The following is an 18,238-nucleotide window of genomic DNA, read 5'->3' as shown; positions in this document are numbered from 1 at the left end:
GGGCGGTCGCAACGCGATCGCCCCTTGGCGGTGTGTCAGCCACCGATCGACGGCGAGATCAGAACAGTTCCACCGTGCCGGCGCCCATGTTCTGCTGCGCCACCGGTTTGTGGGGCGGCCGCTCCCATTCCGTGCGCTGGTCGCGCAGGCGGTTGCCGATCAGGCGCAGGGCGCTGAGCAGTTCATTGTCGGTGGCACCGCCCGAGCGGTGCAGCAGTTCCTGCAGGGCGACGGCTTCCTTGTTGATGGTGGCCAGGCGGTCCAGATGCGTCACCGCGCTACCCAGCGACTGGGTGGCGATGTCCTCGAACTGCAGCGAGCGGACGGCATCGGCCACGCTGGCGTCGATGGCATGGCCGCACATCGACACTTCACGCATGCCGTCGCCCAGCGAAGCATTGATGGCCGCCACCTGGCTGAGCATGCCGGCGGCTTCGGCGCGAGCCTCGCGGGAGCGGTCCAGATCGCGCGAGGCCATGTTGGAAACGGTGTCGCGGACCTTGGCGATCGATTCCTTCGAACTGTGCGCCAGCTTGCGGATCTGCTCGTTGAAGGCGGTGGAACGCTCGGACAGGTTGCGCACCTCGTCGGCGACCACCGCGAAGCCGCGACCGGCCTCGCCGGCACGGGCCGCTTCGATGGCGGCGTTCAGCGCCAGCAGATTGGTCTGGTCGGCGATCGACTTCACGTCCTCCAGCAACGAGAAGATGCCGTCCAAGTGCTGGGCCATGTCGTCGATGTGGTGCACGGTGGTGCCGCTCTGGCCGGCCACCTGCTCCAGCGCTTCCACCAGTTGCTCCATGCGTTGGCTGGCGTTCTGGGCGAAGCGCGCCACGTCCACGCCGGCGCGGTCGCCGTCGCCGTTGCGGTCGATGATGCGGGCGATGGCCGCGCTCTGTTCGCGCGACTTGCGGTTCATCGCGTCGAAGCTGCCCCCCAGGCTGCCGACGGCCTCGCGGATCAGTTCCCGGGCGCGATCGATCTCGTGGCGCGAGCCCTCGATCTCGTTGTTGACGAAGCGGCGCAGCTCGCTCAACAGCGCATCCTGTTCGCGCACGACGCTGGCATGCTCCGGCGAGATCTGGTGCGAATTGACGACCGACAGCCAGGCGAAGATCAGCCAGGCCAGGGTCAGCGATGTCAGCAAGGCCCACTGCAGGGCATTGGGCCAGTCGAGACCGACCGACAGCGGGAACAGCAGGGTCAGGATGAGGGGTGCCGCCAGACGAACCAGGATGCGCGAGTACATGGGTGCTCTCTGATGAAGCTCACTGTGGAGTATCGGCCGTGCGGAACGGCTCTTTAGGCGGGAATTCGCGTGGTTTTGCGATGGCGTGCGATCTGTGACCGGTGTTGCTGCCCGTGTAGGAGCGACGTGAGTCGCGACCGCGACAGGGAAACAACGGCTGGCGTTGCTGGAGCGGTGCGGCTGACCGTCACCGCGTCCTGCTTGTGTCTCGGGGCACGACGGTGGCAGGCGTGCGGTCGCGACTCACGTCGCTCCTACAGCAGGCCCGCAGTGGGGATTCCGGCGGCTCAGGCGATCGCCGCCGCCAGGTCCAGCAGCCGCTGGGCGATGCGTTCCAGCGGCACGGTTTCCTTGGCCGCGCCCAGCCGCATGGCCGCGCCGGGCATGCCCCAGACCACGCTGGTGGCTTCGTCCTGCACCAGGGTGGGCGCACCGGCCTGGCTCATCTCCAGCAGGCCGCGGGCGCCGTCGTCGCCCATGCCGGTCAGGATGGCGCCGACCGCGTTGCCGCCCGCGCTCTGGGCGACGGACCGGAACAACACGTCCACGGCCGGCTTGTGGCGGTTCACCGCCGGGCCGTCGTCGATGCGGCAGCGCCAGCGGGCGCCGTCGCGGATCACCCGCATGTGCTGGCCGCCGGGCGGGAGATAGGCGTGGCCGGGCAGGATGGCTTCGCCATCGGTCGCCTCGCGCACGGCCATGGCCGAATGGCGGTCCAGGCGTTCGGCGAAGGCGCGGCTGAAGCCGGCCGGGATGTGCTGGGTCAGGACGATGGCGGGCGCGTCGGCCGGCATCTGCTCCAGCACCACGCGCAGGGCCTCGGTGCCGCCCGCGGAGGCGCCGATGGCGATCAGGCGGTCGGTGGTGCGGAAGCGCAGCGCCGGCGGCGCCGGCAGCGTCGTATCCAGTCCGGTGCGCGGTGCGCTTGGCCGGGCCAGCGGGCGCACGCGCGCCTTGGCCGCGGTCTTGACCTTGGCGATGATCTCGTCGGCGTAGGCCTGCAGGCCGCTGGCGACGTCCAGCTTGGGCTTGGAGACGAAGTCCACCGCGCCCAGCGCCAGCGCCTGCAGCGTGGTGTCGGCGCCGCGCTCGGTCAGCGAGGAGATCATCACCACCGGCATCGGACGCAGGCGCATGACGTTTTCCAGGAAGGCCAGCCCGTCCATGCGCGGCATTTCCACGTCCAGCGTCATCACGTCCGGGTTCAGGCGCTTGATCTTGTCGCGCGCCAGCAGCGGGTCGGCGGCGGAACCGACGACCTCGATGCCGGGGTCGCGCGACAGGATTTCGGTCAGGATCTGGCGCACCACCGCCGAGTCGTCGACGATCAGCACGCGGCAAGGGGTCATGCTCATCAGAACAGCTCCACGCCCCCGGTGACCGGGGCCTTGGACAGGCGGGCCCGGGCAGCGGACTCGGCGGCCAGCACTTCGGCATCATGCGCATGCGGCAGGCGCGGGACGACGGCGCGCCCCGTCTGCGGGAAATACCAGACCTTGCGCGGATGGATGCCGCGCAGGTCCTCGGCCATCACCGGGATACGCTCGGCATCCAGATAGCGGCGCACGAATTCGGCATTGCGCGTGCCTACCGGATTGCTGGTGAACCCCTTCAGTACGTTGGCGCCGCCGAACACCTTGGCTTCCAGCCGGTTGCGTGCCGCACCGCGCTTGAGCAGGTCGTTGATCAGCAGTTCCATCGCGTAACTGCCGTAGCGCGCCGGCGCACCGTCGCCCACGTTGCCGTCGGGGAGCAGGAAGTGGTTCATCCCGCCCAGCTTGAGCAACGGGTCGCGGATGCACGCGGCCACGCAGGAACCCAGCACGGTGACCAGCGCGGTGTCGTTGTCGACCACCAGGTACTGGGTGGGCAGCAGCTTGGCCGCTTCGGTCTTGAAGCGGGCATCGTGGTACCGCATCACGCGGCCATCGGCGAAGGCGGCAGCGGCGGCACTCATGCGGCCGTCCCGGCACGCTGGTACAGCGTGCGCCCGCAGGGCTGGATGATGTCCGCTGCGTGCAGGTAGTTCTCCGAGTGCCCGGTGTACAGCATGCCGTCGTCGGCCAGGTGCGGGACCAAGCGCGTCAGGATGGCCCGCTGCGTGGGCTTGTCGAAGTAGATCATCACGTTGCGGCAGAACATCGCCACGAACGGGCCGGGTACCTCGTAGCGCGGCGCCAGCAGGTTCAGCGGCCGGAACTCGATCAGTTGGCGCAATGCCGGATGCACGCGGCACTTGCCCTCATTGGGGCCGCTGCCGCGTTGGAAATAGCGGCGCTTCACCGCATCGTCCAGGCCGGCGATGCGTTCGATCGGATAGACGCCACGTTCGCCGGTCGCCAGCACCTGTGTGTCCACGTCGGTGGCCAGGATGCGTATCGGGGGCGTCAGCGTGCCGTAAGCCTCGCAGGCGGTGATGGCGATGGAATACGGTTCCTCGCCGGGGGAGGCGGCACACGACCAGATCTTGAGCGGGCCGTCGTTGCGGCGTTTGGCCAGTTCTTCCTGCAGGCGCTCGAAATGGTGAGGCTCGCGGAAGAACGACGTGAGGTTGGTGGTCAGCGCATTGGTGAAGGCCTGCCACTCGTCGCCACCGTCGCGCTCCAACCGGTCCAGGTAGTCCTTGAAGCTGCGCAGTCCGAGCGCGCGCAGGCGCCTGGACAGGCGGCCGTAGACCATGTCGCGCTTGCCGTCCGCCAGCGCGATGCCGGCGCGTTGCCGGATCAGGTCGGCGACGCGGCGGAAGTCGCGATCGTCGAACTCGAAGTCGCGCGTGCCCGGTGCGGGGACGTCGTCACGGCCGGCAGAAGGGGTCCGTCGGATCGTGGCGGCGGTCGGAACCGGAGAGCGGGTGCTGACGGACATGGATGTCTCGAACGGACGGGATGCTGGCGGGCTTCCGTCACCGGCGCCCCGTCGACGAGACGGAACACCGGTGACAGGTCAGGCAATGCAAACGGCGTGCCTCAGAACTCCTGCCAGTCGTCGCCTTCGGCCAGCGCGGGCTCCAGGGCGGCCGGGGCGGCGGGGCGTGCCGCCGGCTTCGCCGGAACAGAGGCGGCGGGGGCGGGACGGGCGGGCTGCCTGGCGGCCGCCACGGGCGCGGCGTGCGCATGCAGCTTGAACACCGAGACCGATTCGCTGAGGACCTGGGCCTGCTCCTCCATGGAACGTGCGGCGGCCGAGGCTTCTTCCACCAGCGCGGCGTTCTGCTGGGTGGTCTCGTCCATCTGGGTGATGGTCTGGTTGACCTGCTCGATGCCGGCCGATTGCTCCTGCGAGGCGGCACTGATCTCGGCCATGATGTCGGTCACGCGCTGCACGCTGGCGACGATCTCGCCCATCGTGGCGCCCGCCTGGTTCACGAGCTTGGAGCCATCGGCGACCTTGTCGACGGAGGTCTCGATCAGGCCCTTGATCTCCTTGGCCGCGTTGGCCGAGCGCTGGGCGAGGGTACGCACCTCAGACGCCACCACCGCGAAGCCGCGGCCCTGTTCGCCGGCACGCGCGGCTTCCACCGCGGCGTTGAGCGCCAGGATGTTGGTCTGGAAGGCGATGCCGTCGATGACCGAGATGATGTCGGCGATCTTCTTGGACGACTGCTCGATGTCGCGCATCGTCGTGACGACCTTGCCGACGACCTCACCGCCCTGCGAAGCGACGCCCGCAGCGCCTTGAGCCAGCTGGTTGGCCTGGCGGGCCGATTCGGCGTTCTGCCGTACGGTGGAGGTCAGTTCCTCCATGGACGCGGCGGTCTCTTCCAGGTTGGCGGCCTGCTGCTCGGTACGGCGCGACAGGTCGCTGTTGCCGGACGCGATCTCGCCGGCGGCGGTGTTGATGGAGGTGGAGGCGTCCTGGATGCGGCCGACGATGTCGGTCAGCTGGGCCACCGTCGCATTGGCGTCGTCGCGCATGCGGGCGAACACGCCGTGGAAGTCGCCTTCCATGCGCGCGGTCAGGTCGCCGCGGGCGATGGCCTGCAGCAGTTCCGAGACTTCTGCCAGATTGCCGTCGGTCGTTTCCATCAACTGGTTCAGACCGTCGATCATGTCGCGGAAATCGTACTGGTACTTGTCCACATCGCCGCGCTGGCTGAAGTCGCCCGACGAGGCCGCCATCGCCAGGCGCTTGATCTCGCCGTTGATGGCCGACAGGTTGGCCTTGGTGGCGTCCATCGTCTCGGTCAGGTTGGCCTTCTCGCCCGGCAGCTTGGGCATGTCCAGGCTCAGGTCGCCGACCGAGTAGCGCTGCATGATCTTCAGTGCATCACCGATGGCCTGCAGGTGCGAGGCGACCAGGGCATTGGTGTCACGCACCATGCGGCCGTACTCGCCGGGGAACGCGCTGTCGTCCATGCGGTAGCTGATCTGGCCTTCGTCGTGGCGCGCGGCCATCTCGCTCTGCGCGGCGATGACCGACTGCACCTGGGTCTGCATGCGCTGCATCGCGGTGAGCAGCTGGCCCACTTCGTCCTGGCGGCTGGTGTCGATCTTGCCGTCCAGCTTGCCCGCGGACACGTCGTTGGCCACACGCACGGCTTCGCCGACGGCATTGGCGATGGCACGGGCGAAGAACCAGGCGAGCGCTAGGCCGCCGACGATGCCGGCCAGCAGCATGATCACCATCAGCGTGCTGGACGCCTTGAACGTGCTGCGTGCACCGCTACTGGCTGCGTTGGCCTGGCGGTCCACCACGGTGATCAGCGCGGTGACCGCGTCGGTCGCCTTGCGGTGCTGGTCCCGGGTGGTGCCGATGAAGGCGTCAACGGCGTCGTCGGGCAGGCCGAGGTCCAGCATCTCCTGCACGTCGGCATAAGACTGCTTGGTAGCTTTCCATTCCTTGACGAGCGTGTCGTAGGCCTTGCGCTCTTCCGCATCGACGATCAGGCTCTGGTAGTCCTTGATCGCCTGGTCGATGCGCTTCTCCGAGTCCGCTGCCAGGTTCTTCGCCTCGGCCTTGACGCTGTCGCTCGCCCGGACGTGCTGCCGGTAGGAGGTGCTGCGAAGCTCGGTGATCATGCTGCGCAGTTCGCCGGCCGCCTTCACCGATGGCAGCACGTTGCCCGTGACCTGCATCGTCGAGTCGTTGAGCGAGTTCAGGCCGACGAAGGCGGCGATGCCCTGGACCAGCATCAGGGCCAGCACGACGCCGAAGGCCAGCATCATCTTCGTCGTCAGTTTGAAGTTCTTGATCCGCTGCATGGGAGTGTTCTTCCTTTACCGGGGCGCGCGCCGCGCCGCTCTCGGGTGTGTCCGGGGCCTGGCAGGGCGCCTGTGCGCCCTGCCGGTGGAGCGCCTCAGCGGATCGTGGCCAGCTTCAGGTTGGAGGGCGAATTCACCACGATTTCGGCGCGCGAGCTGTCGCGCTGGATGGTGCCGATCACGCACACATCCTTGCCTTCCAGCTCTTCCGGCGCCGGCTTGAACTTGGCGCGGGCATCGCCCGGAATGCGTGCGGTGAAGGTGTGGCGCGGGAAGCTGCCGCCCATGTACAGGAAGGTCGGCGTGCCCTCGGCGTTCTCGGCGAAACGGGCCTTGCCCACCTTGCCGCAGACGGTGCCGGCCTTGCCGGTGAAGCGGGTGGCCATGTCCGCCGGGATCGCGTTGTCGACCTGCGACTGGCTGTTGGCCGGCGAGGCGGGCATCAGCAGGGCGGCGCCGACGACGGCGATGGACAGGGTCAGGGCGGATGCGATTTTCATTCCAGTGGCTCCGGGTTTGCAGGGAGGGGTAAAGGCTCACTGCCTGAAATCGGCTTCACCTAACAAAACTTGAGGGGATGTCGCCGCCCCGTCGCGTGTATGCGTCCGAATGGGCGGTCGGTCACACTTCGCCGCCCCGCGCGCCGTTTCAGGCCACGTGCACAGGCGCGGGGCCGGCCTCGACCGCGGCGGTATAGCGGTGCTCGGCCAACCAGTGCTCGAGCGGGGCAGGCAGTAGCGGCGGCGAGAACAGGTAGCCCTGCAGCACGGGGAAGCGCTGTTCGGTCAGGAATCGGTGCTGCGACTCGGTTTCCACGCCTTCGGCGACGACTTTCATGCCCAGGCTCTCGCCGATGCGCAGTACCGAGGAGGTCAGCGTGCGCGCGATGGCGCTGGTGTCGATGTCGCGCACGAAGCTCTGGTCCAGCTTCAGCTCGCTGATCGGAAGCCGATGCAGGTGGCTGAGGCTGGAGTAGCCGGTGCCGAAGTCGTCCAACGACAGGCGCACGCCCAGCACGTAGATGGCTTCGATGTTCTCCAGCACGTCCGGATCCGGGTCCAGCATCACGCTCTCGGTGATTTCCAGCGTCAGGTCGTCCGGCGACAGGCCGTGTTCGTCGAGCAGGCCGGCGATCTGCAGCGACAGTGCCGGTTCGCGGAAATTGATCGCGGAGATGTTCACCGACACGCGCGGGATGTCGATACCGCGGCGACGCCAGTCGGCCATCTGCTTGCAGGCCTGGCGCAGCACCCACAGGCTGAGTTCGGCGATCAGGCCGCATTCCTCGGCCACCGGCACGAAGCGCGAGGGCGGGATCACCCCCAGGTCGGCGTGGTGCCAGCGCAACAGCGCTTCCACTCCGTACAGCTGCCGCTCGTCCCCGCCCCCGACCTGCGGCTGGTACTGCAGCTGCAGCTGATCCAGGCGCAGGGCATCGCGCAGGGCGGTTTCCAGCGAGACGCGCTCCTGCGCCAGGCGGTTCATGTCCACGCTGAAGAAGCGGAAGTTGCCGCCGCCGTCGCTCTTGGCCCGATACATGGCCATGTCCGCGTGGCGGACCAGCAGGTCGATGTCGCGACCGTCGTCGGGGAACATCGCCACGCCGATGCTGGCGCTGGGATGAAGGGTCATCAGGCCCGCGGTAGTGGGCTTGGAGATCGCGCCGAGAAGGCGCTCGGCCACGCTACCTGCCTGCTCGGCGCTGCACATCGGAAGCACCGCCACGAATTCGTCGCCGGCCTGGCGGCCGACGATGTTGACGCCGCCCAGTTCCTCGCTCAGGCGCGCGGCGACATCGCGCAGCAGGCCATCGCCGGCGGCATGGCCCTGTGCGTCGTTCACCCGCTTGAAGCGGTCCAGGTCGATGAACAGCACGGCGGCCGTGCCGTTCGCCTGCGCGACGTTGGCCAGGGCCTGTTCGGCTTTCGCGCTGAACATGATGCGATTGGGCAGCCCCGTCAGTGTGTCGTAGAAAGCCAGCTGGTGGACGCGTTCGTTGGTCTGCTCGCGTTCCAGGGTCAGCGAGCACAGGTGCAGGCAAGTGTCGGCCAAGCGTTCATGAAGTTCGTCAGGCCCGCGGTTCTCGCGGTAATAGAAGGACAGGGTGCCGAGGACGCGCCCGCTGCTTGACTTGATGGGGTGGGTCCAGCAGGCGCGCAGGCCCAGCGGAGTCGTGAGGTGGCGCGTGTTCGCGCACAGCGGATCGCTGGCGATGTCCTTGACGAGCACGGCGCGGCCACGCCAGGCGGCGGCACCGCAGACGCCGGCGCGCGGTCCGATGGACATGCCGTCGATCTTGCGCGCCCAGGCTTCGGGCAGGCTGGGCGAGGCGAGCGCACGCATCAAGCCCTCGCTATCCACGGTGATGATGGAGACGGTCAGCTCCGGCGCGATGTGCTCTACCTCGCGGCAGATCAGGGTCATCACGTCGGTAACGGCCCACTCGTGCACCAGCGCGTCCAGCACCTTGTTGTGCAGTACCTGGTGCATCTTTGTGCGGGTGATATCGCTCAGCACGCTGACCAGGCCCAGCAACGCGCCATCCTCGTCATGCACGGGGTTGATCGCGGCGGACAGCCAGAGTGGCCGGCCGGACTTGGTGTACAGCAGTACCTCGGTCTGCAGGCCTTCGCCGGCTGAGATGGCGCGGTTGATCCTTGCGTCCAGCGAGGGGTCGGTGTGAGGGCCGGACAGCAGTTGCGCGGGCCGGATGCCGCGCAGTTCCTCCAGCCGGTAGCCCAGCATGCGGGTGAAACCGCTGTTGACGTAGACGACTTCGCGGTCGATCGCGCTGATGAAGATAGCGTTGTCGCTGCTGTCCACCACGATGGACAGCTGGCGCAGGCGTGCCAGCTGACGCTGCTGTTCGCTGGTATCGCGGACGAAAGCGGTGTGGAAGGCGTGTGCGCCAACCTCCATCCTGGACATCGATACCGAACAGGCGATCTCGCTGCCATCCGGGCGCCGCAACATCGCATCGCGGTGGCTGCCGGTCAGTGCTGCGAGGTTCGCTTCAGGGGAGGAGGCGGCCTGGGGGGCGACCAACAGGCGCGTGAACGGCTGGCCATGCACGTCCTCGCGGCGACAGCCCCACAGGGCTTCTGCTGCCGGATTGAACAGCACCACGCGATACCGGGCATCGACGACGAAGGCGGCATCGACAGACTGCTCCAGCACCTGCCAGAGACTGTCCTGCGAGGGCGCCGTCGTCGCCCGTGCGTCGTGTCCGGGCGCCAGCGAGGTCAGCGTGCGTCCGAGCATGCAGTGTCCTTGCGGTGCGGGGGCGTCCGACAGCAGGCGTCGTCGTGGGTGGGGAGTGCGACGGTCATCGGATGCCAGGGGTGATGGGGCTTCTGGTCACATATCGACCAGGATCCGGATTACTTGAACACGGTCACGGGAGGGGCGCGATGTCGCGCCCACCGTCTCAGAATTCCTGCCAGTCGCCTTCGGTGAAGGCGGGCTCGGGCTTGCGCACGGCTGGTTTGCGGACGCTGGCAGCCGGTGCGGCCGGTGCCTTCGCCGGCCGCAGCGCAGACGCCTTCGATCGCACGAGACCGCCGGTCTTGGCCCGGGCCTCCAGCTTGAACACGGCGACGGACTCGGCCAGTGCGTGCGCCTGTTCTTCCATGCTGCGCGCGGCGGCGGTGGCTTCCTCCACCAGCGCGGCGTTCTGCTGGGTGGTCTCGTCCATCTGCACGATGGTCTGGTTGACCTGCTCGATGCCGGCCGACTGCTCCTGCGAGGCGGCACTGATCTCGGCCATGATGTCGGTCACGCGCTGCACGCTGGCCACGATCTCGCCCATCGTCGCGCCGGCCTGGTTCACCAGCGCCGAGCCGTCGGCCACCTTGCTCACCGAGTTTTCGATCAGGTCCTTGATCTCCTTGGCCGCATTCGCGCTGCGCTGGGCCAGCGTGCGAACTTCCGACGCCACGACCGCGAAGCCGCGGCCCTGTTCGCCGGCGCGCGCGGCTTCCACCGCGGCGTTGAGCGCCAGGATGTTGGTCTGGAAGGCGATGCCGTCGATGACGGAGATGATCTCGGCGATCTTCTTGGACGACTGTTCGATGTCGGTCATGGTGGTGACGACCTTGCCGACGACCTCACCGCCCTGCGAGGCAACACCCGCGGCGCCGATGGCCAGCTGGTTGGCCTGGCGCGCGCTTTCCGCGTTCTGGCGCACGGTGGAGGTCAGTTCCTCCATGGAGGCGGCGGTTTCTTCCAGGTTGGCGGCCTGCTGCTCGGTACGGCGCGACAGGTCGCTGTTGCCCGACGCGATTTCGCCGGCGGCGGTGTTGATGGAGGTGGAGGCGTCCTGGATGCGGCCGACGATATCGGTCAGCTGGGCCACCGTCGCATTGGCGTCGTCGCGCATGCGGGCGAACACGCCGTGGAAGTCGCCTTCCATGCGCGCGGTCAGGTCACCGCGGGACAGGCACTGCAGTACGCCCGACACGGCGTCCACGCTCCCCGCGATCGTCGCCAGCAGGCCGTTCAGCTGCTGCGACAGCGCCAGCAGGAAGCCCTGCTTGCCGGTTTCGGCGATGCGTCCGCTCAGGTCGCCCTGTACCGCGGCCTGGACGATGCGGGTGACTTCCTGCTCGACCATCACCTCGGCGGTTCGGTCGGCCCACTCCACCACATAGCCGATGCGCTGGCCTTCGCCGTCGGTCACCGGGTTGATGATCAGCTGCATGACGCGGCCGCCGACATGGATCTGGGCGCGGTGCGTGCCCTGCAACTGCGACAGGATGCGCGACTGGTGCTCAGGCTTCTTGTGGAAGACGTCGATGCTGCTGCCCACCATGGTGCGCACGTCGAAGGCCGGCAGGTCGCGCCGCAGGTCCTGTTCGGCGTCGGCCAGCATCCTCATCAGGGGCTGGTTGGCGTAGACGATGGTGCGGTCGGCGTCGGCGATCATGACGTTCGTGGTCACGTCCTCCAGCGCGGTGCGGATGCGCAGGCTCTCGCGTGCGATGGCCTGGTCGCGCTCGATGCGCTCGCGCAGGTGGCCCTGCATGCTGCGCAGCGCCTTCATCAGCGTGCCGACCTCGTCGTCGCGGCCCACGCCGATCTCGCTGTCCAGCTTGCCGCCTGCGATGTCGTCGGCCACGCGCGCCGCGCCTGCCAGCGGAACGCTGACCTGGCGACGCAGCAGCCAGAACACCGCACCGCACAGCAGCGCCGCGCCCAATGCGCCCACGGCGACCACGGTCCACAGCACTGCACGGGCTTCGCGCATCAGGACCGCGCGCGGCACCACCACGCCCAGGGCGAAACGCTCCGCCGCCGTGCCGATCTGCAGCGGCACGTAGGCTTCGACCATCGCTTCGCCGGATGCGTCCTCCACCTCGCGGAACACGGGCTTGTCCGCGGCGATCTGCTTCAGCAGGCCGGCTGCGTCGGGATCGGCGAACGGCTTGCCGAGCAGGGTCGCGTCGTGGTCGCCGATCACCACGCCGGCGGGGGTCAGCAGGCGGACGAAGCCGGCCTCCATCGGGGTGAGCTTGGCGATGCGTTCCTGCAGCGATTGCAGGGCGAAGTCCACGGTCATCACGCCGACGTATTCATCACCGTCCAGGATGGGCGTGGACAGCGTCGTCATCAGCACGTCCTTGCCGGCGATCTTGTAGACGTAGGGCTCGGCGACGACCGCGCGCTTCAGCTCGCGCGGGCGCAGGTACCAATCGCCCGCACCGGGCACCTCGTAATCGCGCAGGGCCTCCAGCAGCGGCGCGCCGTCGCTCCAGGCCCAATAGCTCATGAAGCGGCCGGTGTCGTCGTGGCCCTCGGCCGCCACATGCGCCGCGTCCTGGCCGTCGAAGGCGTCGGGTTCCCACAGGGTGCCCACGCCGACCCATTCGGGGTGCGCCTCCAGCTGGCGCCTGATGACGGCGCTGGCGGCCGCGCGGCTGACGCCGTCGCCGGCGCGCTGGGCCAGCAGCGCATGCGCCAGGGCCTCGTTACCGTCGAAGGCGCGCCCGAGTTCACCCGAAATGCGCTGCGCCTCCAGGCTGGCCAGCCCTTCCATCGTGGCGCGCGCGCCCGTCAGCAGGGCCTGGCTGCTGCGCAGGTAGCTGGCCGCGGCGGCAACGCCGAACGCCAGCAGCGCGACGAGCGCGACGCCGTACATCACCCGTGTGGCGATGCTGCGGGAAGAGGAGTGGGAAAGAGCGGATGACATGGCGGCCTCGTGCAGGTTGAGCGATACGGCGATAGCGCCTGCAGGAAGGGAGGCCGCTGGCGGCGGTCACGCCCGTGTTGCAGGAGTCATGCGGGATATCGGCGGGCGTGCGGCGAGGTTGAGTGCGGAAACGTGTGACATGAAGGGCTGCGACACGAAAACCGACGTGCATCACGCGGCGCCGCGCTCGCGGGCGCTGCGCTGGCGTTCCAGCCGGAAGATGTAACGCTGGATCAGCGCGTCGGCGCCGCGGGGCAGGTCGGTGAACTGGCAGCCGGCGCGCCAGCTTTCCGTTCCGTTCTGGTTGAGCTGGCTGTGCAGGCTCTTCACCATCAGGCGCAGGCTCAGGGGGCCGCCGTCGGGCAGGTACAGCAGGCAGTCCGGGAACTCGCGGTAAGGCCGCAGCGTGGGATTCTCCGCCTGGACCGCCAGGGCGATACCGCCGCCGCTGATGTCGAGCACGCGGTAGCGCTCGTAGGTGGTCTCGCCATCGGGATGGTGCTGGGGGATGGCGCATTCCAGCGGTTGAGTGACCGGCACCTGCAGCCGGTAGTACTCGCGTCGCTGCAGGCGCAGCAGGGTCTCGGGCAGGTCGGCGCGGAAGGCGACCTGTCCTTCGTGGTGCAGGCGTACCAACCCTTGCAGGCGGAACTGCACGTGGATGCGGTCCAGCCGGGACACGCAGGTGACGTGGGTCGCGTCCTCGATGCTGCGGTTGATGGTCTCGCTGGCGCTGCCGTCGATCAGGACCGCGTCGTCATCGTCCAGGACTTCGACGATGGAGGTCGGAAAGGTGTGGTTGCGCGGCATGGCGCAGCCGCTCACCAGGGCGCGCCGCTCGATGAGGGCCTGGAGGATGCGCCGGATCTCGTGTCCGTTGCGCACCAGGTACTTCTCCTCATCCTCGTACCGGATCGGCTCGGCCAGGGGGGAGTCGGTGGGCTCGGTCATACGGTCGGCGAGGGGCAGCAGGCCCGGCGGAAGGCGTCACAGACCGTATCGGCGTGCGTCGCATGATCTTTAGCGACGGCACGCCGGCGGTCTGTTTCAGCGTTTGGCGTAGCCGATCCAGGCGAACAGCGGACGACCGAGCGACAGGCATGCCAGCGACAGCAGGACCACGGCGCCCACATGCCATAGCAGCACCATCAGCGCGGTTTCGCCGCCGTGGTAAAGGCTCACGCCGGCGGCCGACAGGGCTGCGGCGCTCAAGGCCACCAGCATCGCGGTCTGTGCGGGGCGGACAACGCCAGCATGGCGCACCATGACCAGCATCAGCAGGCTCAGCGGGATGCTGGTCATGGTGATCGCCACCGTGCACTCGGAACTGACCAGCTCCACCAGGAACGCGTCTGAACCTAGTCGTGCAAGGTCGTGCAGGCAGCCCCAGCCCAGGCCGCCGAGCCACAGCAGCAGGGCGGGCAGCGGCAACCACATCCATCGCAGCGAGCGTCCCGGCACGCTGATCTGGAACACCGCGTAGGCGGCCGTCAATCCGGTCAGGAGGCTGGCAATCCACTCGAGCAGTACCGGCGGTCTGGACAGGTCCGCGGCCAGGCCGTCGCGCACGCCGTAGACCCATACGATCATGCCGATCAGGACGGTCGCCAGCGCCGACCAGGCCAGCGTCCTGCGCAGCGGCGAGGTCAGCGGGCGCACCGGTTCGGCGCGCGCGGCCAGCTGATCGATCAGGTGTCGGGTCTCAGTCACGGTCTTCCCCTTTGCCCAGCGCATGCTGGAGCGATTTCAGCGCCCGGTGGCAGGCGACCTTCAGGGCGCTCACGCTCTGGCGGCTCTCGACCGAGGCTTCGTTCAACGACATATCTTTCAAGTGCACCAGTTCGATGGCCTGCTGCTGGCGGGGCGAAAGCTGTGCCACGGCCGCGCGCACGTCGCGCGCCGCCTGCCGACGGGCGGCGGCCTCCTCCGGGCCCGCGGTCGCATCGTCCACGCGGTCGAGCGGTTCGTCGGTGAGGACTTCGTGTTCGATCCGCCGCGCGAGCCGGCGCAGCACATCGATGCAGCGGCGTGTGGCGATGGTACCGAGCCAAGGCTTGAAGGGACGCCCTGGCTCATAGGTGTGACGGACGCCGTGCACGATCAGCAGGATGTCGTGCACCGCGTCCTCGGCATCTTCGCGGGCGCCCAGATAGCGGCGGGCGATGGCGCGCAGGTAGGGAACGATGGCGCTGAGCAATGCATGGTAGGCAGCGGTGTCGCCCGCCTGCGCGCGCGCCATCCAGACACCCCACGCGTCCTGATCGTCCACGGGCGCACCGGACATCCCATCGGGAACGTGCTCACGTTGCAGAGGCATGGCCGCGGCTGTGTCCGGCACGGGGAAGGGAAGGAGGGTGGCCATCATGCGACGCCCCTGCAAGGCTGCCAAGTCACCGGCGCCGCGTGCCGGCGCGCGCCAGCAGGGCGTCCAGCGACACCGTCCCGGGCCCACGTGCCATGAGATACAGCAATGCCACCGCCCACATGCCGTGGGTCGGAAAGGCATCGGGGTAGACGAACACCTGGATGACCAGGGTCATGCCCAGCAGCGCCAGCGCCGAGAGCCGGCTGGCGAGGCCGACCAGCAGCAGGAAGGGGAACACGTGTTCGGCGACGGCGGCCATGCGGGCGGCGACCTCGGGTGCAAGCAGGGGTAGCGCGTATTCGCTGCGGAAGAGTTCCAGTGCGTTGTCCGACAGGCGCGGAATGCCCAGTTCGAGCGCACCGCGGAGCGGATCGACCACCAGTCCTTCGATCTTGGTCTGTCCCGACTGCCAGAAGGTCATGGCCACGGATACGCGGGCCAGCACGGCGATCAGATCGTGCGGGATGCGTCCGAAACACGCGGTCATGCGGTTCGCGTACCGCATCGGCAGGGGCGTAGAGGGGTGGGAAGACGTAGGGACAGGGGTCGTCCGACTGTTCACATCAGGTCTCCGGAAGAGGGTCGAGTGCCACGACGAGGCCGTGCACCACCAGGACGGTGAACAGCGCACCGTCGTCCAACAGGGGCACCGCGTACCGCGCCCGCTGGAACGCATGTCCCAGCGTGAGGCCATCGCGGAGGGCATCCAGCAGTTCAAGCGCGCCGGCGGGCAGGCACTGCACCACGACGTCCAGTCCGGGCCGTGCGACCAGTGTGTCCTCGGCGCGCGTGGCATCCACGTCCTCCAGCGCCGCGTCGGACGGATGCGTCAGGCCCTGGTGCGCCTGCCAGAGCGTGCACGCGGCATGCGGCGAACGGAACCACGCGCACGCGGGATGCAGCGCCACGCGCGTGCGATGGAGCGGCGACGGGGACGCCAACAGCGCGTGGTAGGTCGCGTGCGGAAGCGGGGCCGCATCGGCGGCGTGGTAGGCCTGGATCCGCAGGGCTTCGATCCGCGCGACGTCCGCCAGGTACGGAACGCTGGCAGCCGGCGCGAATGCGGCGATGAAGTCCGGCATGCCCCGTGCGTAATCGGTGAGCACCGGCGAACGAGGGGGATCGGCCAGCACACGCTCACGCGCCATCGCGCGGAAGAAGGACTCGCCCACGAGTGCCTGGCTGACCGGGAATGCGTCTGCCAGCGCGTCGACCAAGCTCACGATGAAGGTGTTGCGATGGATGGCAATCCGCCGCTCGGCCTCGCCGCCGCCATGCGCGAAGTCTCCGCCGGCCACCGGCAGGGCGGGTGCCCGCAGTGCGGCCGAGAGGCTGCTTTGGACGCGGTCGTGTGTGCTCACGCTGCGGCCTTCGCGCGCGCCGCGGCGTCGATCGAGGTCTGCGCTCGCGTGGCCTGTTCGCGCAGCAGGTCGTATGACGGAACGTGGGTATCCCATTCGATCAGCGTCGGCACGGGCCCGGTCCGCGCCAGCACCGACTGGAACAGCGCCCAGACGGCCTCGTCCACCGGCGCGCCGTGGTCGTCGATCAACAGGGGGTCCCCGTCACTTCCCTCATCCCGGGCGTGGCCGGCCAGATGGATCTCGTGCACGGCATGCAGCGGCATCGCCTGCAGGTAGGCCTCGGGGTCGTGGCGATGGTTGTGGCAAGAGACATGGATGTTGTTCACGTCCAGCAACAGGCCGCAGCCCGTGCGCTGCACGATGGCCGCGATGAACTCGGGTTCGCTGTACGTGCCGTGCGCGAACGCGAGATAGGTACTGGGGTTCTCCAGCAGCATGCGCAGCCCCAACCGTTCCTGCACCTGGTCAACATGCCGGCACACGCGTGCCAGGCTGGCCGGGTCGTAGCGAAGCGGCAGCAGGTCGTTGAAGAAGCGGCCGTCGTGGGTCGACCACGCCAGGTGCTCGGAGAACGCCGCCGGACGGTAGCGTGCGACCAGCGTCTCCAGGCGGGCGAGGTGGAGGGGATCGAGCGGGCCTGCGCCGCCCAGTGACAGACCGACGCCGTGCAGGGAGAGCGGCAGGCGCTCGCGCAGCACCGACAGCATGTGGTGCGGGGCGCCGCCTGCGCCCATGTAGTTTTCCGCATGCACCTCGATGAAGGCAGGTGGACGCGGATCGCCCATCAGGTCCGTGAAGTGCACGGGCTTGAACCCGATGCCTGCCTGCGCGGGCAGGCAGGCATCGTCCGTCGAGCAACCGGCATCGGGGGCATGGCCGCGAACGTTCACGGTCGCGAGCCGATCAGCCGCCCTTGGCGGGCTTGGTGGGCTTGGGCTCGAACTCGGTCAGCTGACCGAAGCCGGTGGGCGAGGTCTTGGAGGCCGTCTTGGTGCAGGTGCCGGCGGGCACGTACTTCCACGCATTGGCCTGGTGGTCGCTCTTGGAGGTTCCGGCGCAGGTGGTTCCGGGACCTGCAGCGCAGTCGTTCTTGCCCGCCATGGCAATGCCGAAGCAGCGCTCCTTGGTGGCGCCCTTCTCGGCGGCCGCCGCGGGGGAGGAGCCTGCGGCCAGGACCGATCCGAGGGCGGCGGCCAGGGCGAGGGCGGGTACGGCGGACGAGCGGCTGATCGACATGGGACGTCTCCTGTAGGTGGGATGGAGGGGCTGGCACCGCGCCGGCCGCTCTCACAGGAAGACTTCGTAGCGAGGGAGGAAAAGGTTACGTCTCTCGGATCGTGGGTGCGGATGCGCCACCCAGACCGGCTCGCCGCGGATCGTCGCGGTGCGTGTCATCGCGCCCACCCTGAACGCATGCGGCCCGGTTTGACCGGGCCGTGGGTGAACTGCGTGTCGCAACGACGGGGTTCAGAACTCCTGCCAGTCACCCTCGGCGACGGCCGGCTCAGGTTTGCGCGCGGCGGGCTGGCGAGCCATGGCCTTGGGTACGGTCACCTTGGGGACCACCGATTCGGCGATGACGCGACGGACCGGAGCACTCGTCGTCGCGTGCAGATTGAACACGGCGACGGACTCGGCCAGCGCATGCGCCTGTTCTTCCATGCTGCGTGCGGCGGCGGTGGCTTCCTCCACCAGTGCGGCGTTCTGCTGGGTGGTCTCGTCCATCTGCACGATGGTCTGGTTGACCTGCTCGATGCCGGCCGACTGCTCCTGCGAGGCGGCACTGATCTCGGCCATGATGTCGGTCACGCGCTGCACGCTGGCCACGATCTCGCCCATCGTCGCGCCGGCCTGGTTCACCAGCGCCGAGCC

The 18,238-nt window shown here is 68.5% G+C and carries 16 protein-coding genes; all 16 read right to left on the bottom strand.

Annotated features, from left to right (window positions below; all coding sequences use genetic code 11):
• Nucleotides 1-58: 58 nt before the first annotated feature.
• The gene (locus tag CSC76_RS12410; RefSeq protein WP_162110321.1) at nucleotides 59-1,249 is read right to left on the bottom strand and encodes a methyl-accepting chemotaxis protein; all 1,191 of its coding nucleotides are present in this window, start codon (nucleotides 1,247-1,249) and stop codon (nucleotides 59-61) included.
• A 287-nt stretch (nucleotides 1,250-1,536) separates the two neighbouring features.
• A complete protein-coding gene (locus tag CSC76_RS12405) occupies nucleotides 1,537-2,604 on the bottom strand; it encodes a protein-glutamate methylesterase/protein-glutamine glutaminase (protein ID WP_379605244.1) in 1,068 nt (355 codons plus the stop codon).
• Nucleotides 2,604-3,206 carry a chemoreceptor glutamine deamidase CheD gene (gene cheD / locus CSC76_RS12400; RefSeq protein WP_162110320.1) on the bottom strand — a complete coding sequence of 201 codons (603 nt, stop codon included), beginning with the start codon at nucleotides 3,204-3,206 and terminating at the stop codon, nucleotides 2,604-2,606. The genes CSC76_RS12405 and cheD overlap by 1 nt, the downstream gene beginning before the upstream one ends.
• Nucleotides 3,203-4,114 (bottom strand): CheR family methyltransferase, encoded by a 912-nt coding sequence (locus CSC76_RS12395; RefSeq protein WP_162110319.1) that lies wholly within the window; start codon nucleotides 4,112-4,114, stop codon nucleotides 3,203-3,205. Before CSC76_RS12395 ends, cheD begins: the two co-directional genes overlap by 4 nt.
• Before the next feature lie 101 nt (nucleotides 4,115-4,215).
• Nucleotides 4,216-6,450, bottom strand: coding sequence for a methyl-accepting chemotaxis protein (locus CSC76_RS19280; protein WP_162110318.1), 2,235 nt, complete (start codon nucleotides 6,448-6,450; stop codon nucleotides 4,216-4,218).
• A 95-nt stretch (nucleotides 6,451-6,545) separates the two neighbouring features.
• Nucleotides 6,546-6,950 (bottom strand): hypothetical protein, encoded by a 405-nt coding sequence (locus CSC76_RS12385; RefSeq protein ID WP_162110317.1) that lies wholly within the window; start codon nucleotides 6,948-6,950, stop codon nucleotides 6,546-6,548.
• A gap of 148 nt (nucleotides 6,951-7,098) precedes the next feature.
• Nucleotides 7,099-9,711: an EAL domain-containing protein gene (locus CSC76_RS12380; protein WP_162110316.1), complete on the bottom strand. Its 2,613-nt coding sequence runs from the start codon at nucleotides 9,709-9,711 to the stop codon at nucleotides 7,099-7,101.
• Nucleotides 9,712-9,877: 166 nt separating this feature from the next.
• Nucleotides 9,878-12,637 (bottom strand): methyl-accepting chemotaxis protein, encoded by a 2,760-nt coding sequence (locus tag CSC76_RS19275; protein WP_162110315.1) that lies wholly within the window; start codon nucleotides 12,635-12,637, stop codon nucleotides 9,878-9,880.
• 171 nt (nucleotides 12,638-12,808) lie between these two features.
• Nucleotides 12,809-13,588 carry a flagellar brake protein gene (locus CSC76_RS12370; protein ID WP_162110314.1) on the bottom strand — a complete coding sequence of 260 codons (780 nt, stop codon included), beginning with the start codon at nucleotides 13,586-13,588 and terminating at the stop codon, nucleotides 12,809-12,811.
• 96 nt (nucleotides 13,589-13,684) lie between these two features.
• The gene (locus CSC76_RS12365) at nucleotides 13,685-14,347 is read right to left on the bottom strand and encodes a DUF1109 domain-containing protein (RefSeq protein WP_162110313.1); all 663 of its coding nucleotides are present in this window, start codon (nucleotides 14,345-14,347) and stop codon (nucleotides 13,685-13,687) included.
• Nucleotides 14,340-15,002, bottom strand: coding sequence for an RNA polymerase sigma factor (locus tag CSC76_RS12360; protein ID WP_162110312.1), 663 nt, complete (start codon nucleotides 15,000-15,002; stop codon nucleotides 14,340-14,342). Before CSC76_RS12360 ends, CSC76_RS12365 begins: the two co-directional genes overlap by 8 nt.
• A 25-nt stretch (nucleotides 15,003-15,027) precedes the next feature.
• The gene (locus tag CSC76_RS12355) at nucleotides 15,028-15,489 is read right to left on the bottom strand and encodes a DoxX family protein (RefSeq protein ID WP_202923527.1); all 462 of its coding nucleotides are present in this window, start codon (nucleotides 15,487-15,489) and stop codon (nucleotides 15,028-15,030) included.
• A gap of 76 nt (nucleotides 15,490-15,565) precedes the next feature.
• A complete protein-coding gene (locus CSC76_RS12350) occupies nucleotides 15,566-16,363 on the bottom strand; it encodes an HvfC/BufC N-terminal domain-containing protein (protein ID WP_162110310.1) in 798 nt (265 codons plus the stop codon).
• On the bottom strand, nucleotides 16,360-17,256 hold the full coding sequence (gene bufB, locus CSC76_RS12345) for an MNIO family bufferin maturase (RefSeq protein ID WP_238394964.1): 897 nt from the start codon (nucleotides 17,254-17,256) through the stop codon (nucleotides 16,360-16,362). The genes CSC76_RS12350 and bufB overlap by 4 nt, the downstream gene beginning before the upstream one ends.
• Before the next feature lie 13 nt (nucleotides 17,257-17,269).
• A complete protein-coding gene (locus CSC76_RS12340) occupies nucleotides 17,270-17,602 on the bottom strand; it encodes a BufA1 family periplasmic bufferin-type metallophore (RefSeq protein ID WP_162110309.1) in 333 nt (110 codons plus the stop codon).
• Between the two features lie 231 nt (nucleotides 17,603-17,833).
• The coding region (locus tag CSC76_RS12335; RefSeq protein WP_238394963.1) for a methyl-accepting chemotaxis protein at nucleotides 17,834-18,238 on the bottom strand (405 nt) is incomplete at its 5' end.

This window comes from Pseudoxanthomonas mexicana (assembly GCF_010093385.1).
Classification (GTDB): Bacteria; Pseudomonadota; Gammaproteobacteria; order Xanthomonadales; family Xanthomonadaceae; genus Pseudoxanthomonas_A; species Pseudoxanthomonas_A mexicana.
The sequence above is the reverse complement of the archived record's forward strand: the minus strand, read 5'-3'. Positions and strand labels throughout refer to the sequence as shown.

What these genes read in the sequence shown, in the direction of transcription:
- CSC76_RS12385 (WP_162110317.1), bottom strand. Translation starts at nt 6,950, where the DNA reads ATGAAAATCGCATCCGCCCTGACCCTGTCCATCGCCGTCGTCGGCGCC.
- CSC76_RS19280 (WP_162110318.1), bottom strand. Translation starts at nt 6,450, where the DNA reads ATGCAGCGGATCAAGAACTTCAAACTGACGACGAAGATGATGCTGGCC.
- CSC76_RS12360 (WP_162110312.1), bottom strand. Translation starts at nt 15,002, where the DNA reads ATGATGGCCACCCTCCTTCCCTTCCCCGTGCCGGACACAGCCGCGGCC.
- CSC76_RS19275 (WP_162110315.1), bottom strand. Translation starts at nt 12,637, where the DNA reads ATGTCATCCGCTCTTTCCCACTCCTCTTCCCGCAGCATCGCCACACGG.
- CSC76_RS12410 (WP_162110321.1), bottom strand. Translation starts at nt 1,249, where the DNA reads ATGTACTCGCGCATCCTGGTTCGTCTGGCGGCACCCCTCATCCTGACC.
- CSC76_RS12380 (WP_162110316.1), bottom strand. Translation starts at nt 9,711, where the DNA reads ATGCTCGGACGCACGCTGACCTCGCTGGCGCCCGGACACGACGCACGG.
- CSC76_RS12405 (WP_379605244.1), bottom strand. Translation starts at nt 2,604, where the DNA reads ATGAGCATGACCCCTTGCCGCGTGCTGATCGTCGACGACTCGGCGGTG.
- cheD (WP_162110320.1), bottom strand. Translation starts at nt 3,206, where the DNA reads ATGAGTGCCGCCGCTGCCGCCTTCGCCGATGGCCGCGTGATGCGGTAC.
- CSC76_RS12355 (WP_202923527.1), bottom strand. Translation starts at nt 15,489, where the DNA reads ATGACCGCGTGTTTCGGACGCATCCCGCACGATCTGATCGCCGTGCTG.
- CSC76_RS12395 (WP_162110319.1), bottom strand. Translation starts at nt 4,114, where the DNA reads ATGTCCGTCAGCACCCGCTCTCCGGTTCCGACCGCCGCCACGATCCGA.
- CSC76_RS12340 (WP_162110309.1), bottom strand. Translation starts at nt 17,602, where the DNA reads ATGTCGATCAGCCGCTCGTCCGCCGTACCCGCCCTCGCCCTGGCCGCC.
- CSC76_RS12370 (WP_162110314.1), bottom strand. Translation starts at nt 13,588, where the DNA reads ATGACCGAGCCCACCGACTCCCCCCTGGCCGAGCCGATCCGGTACGAG.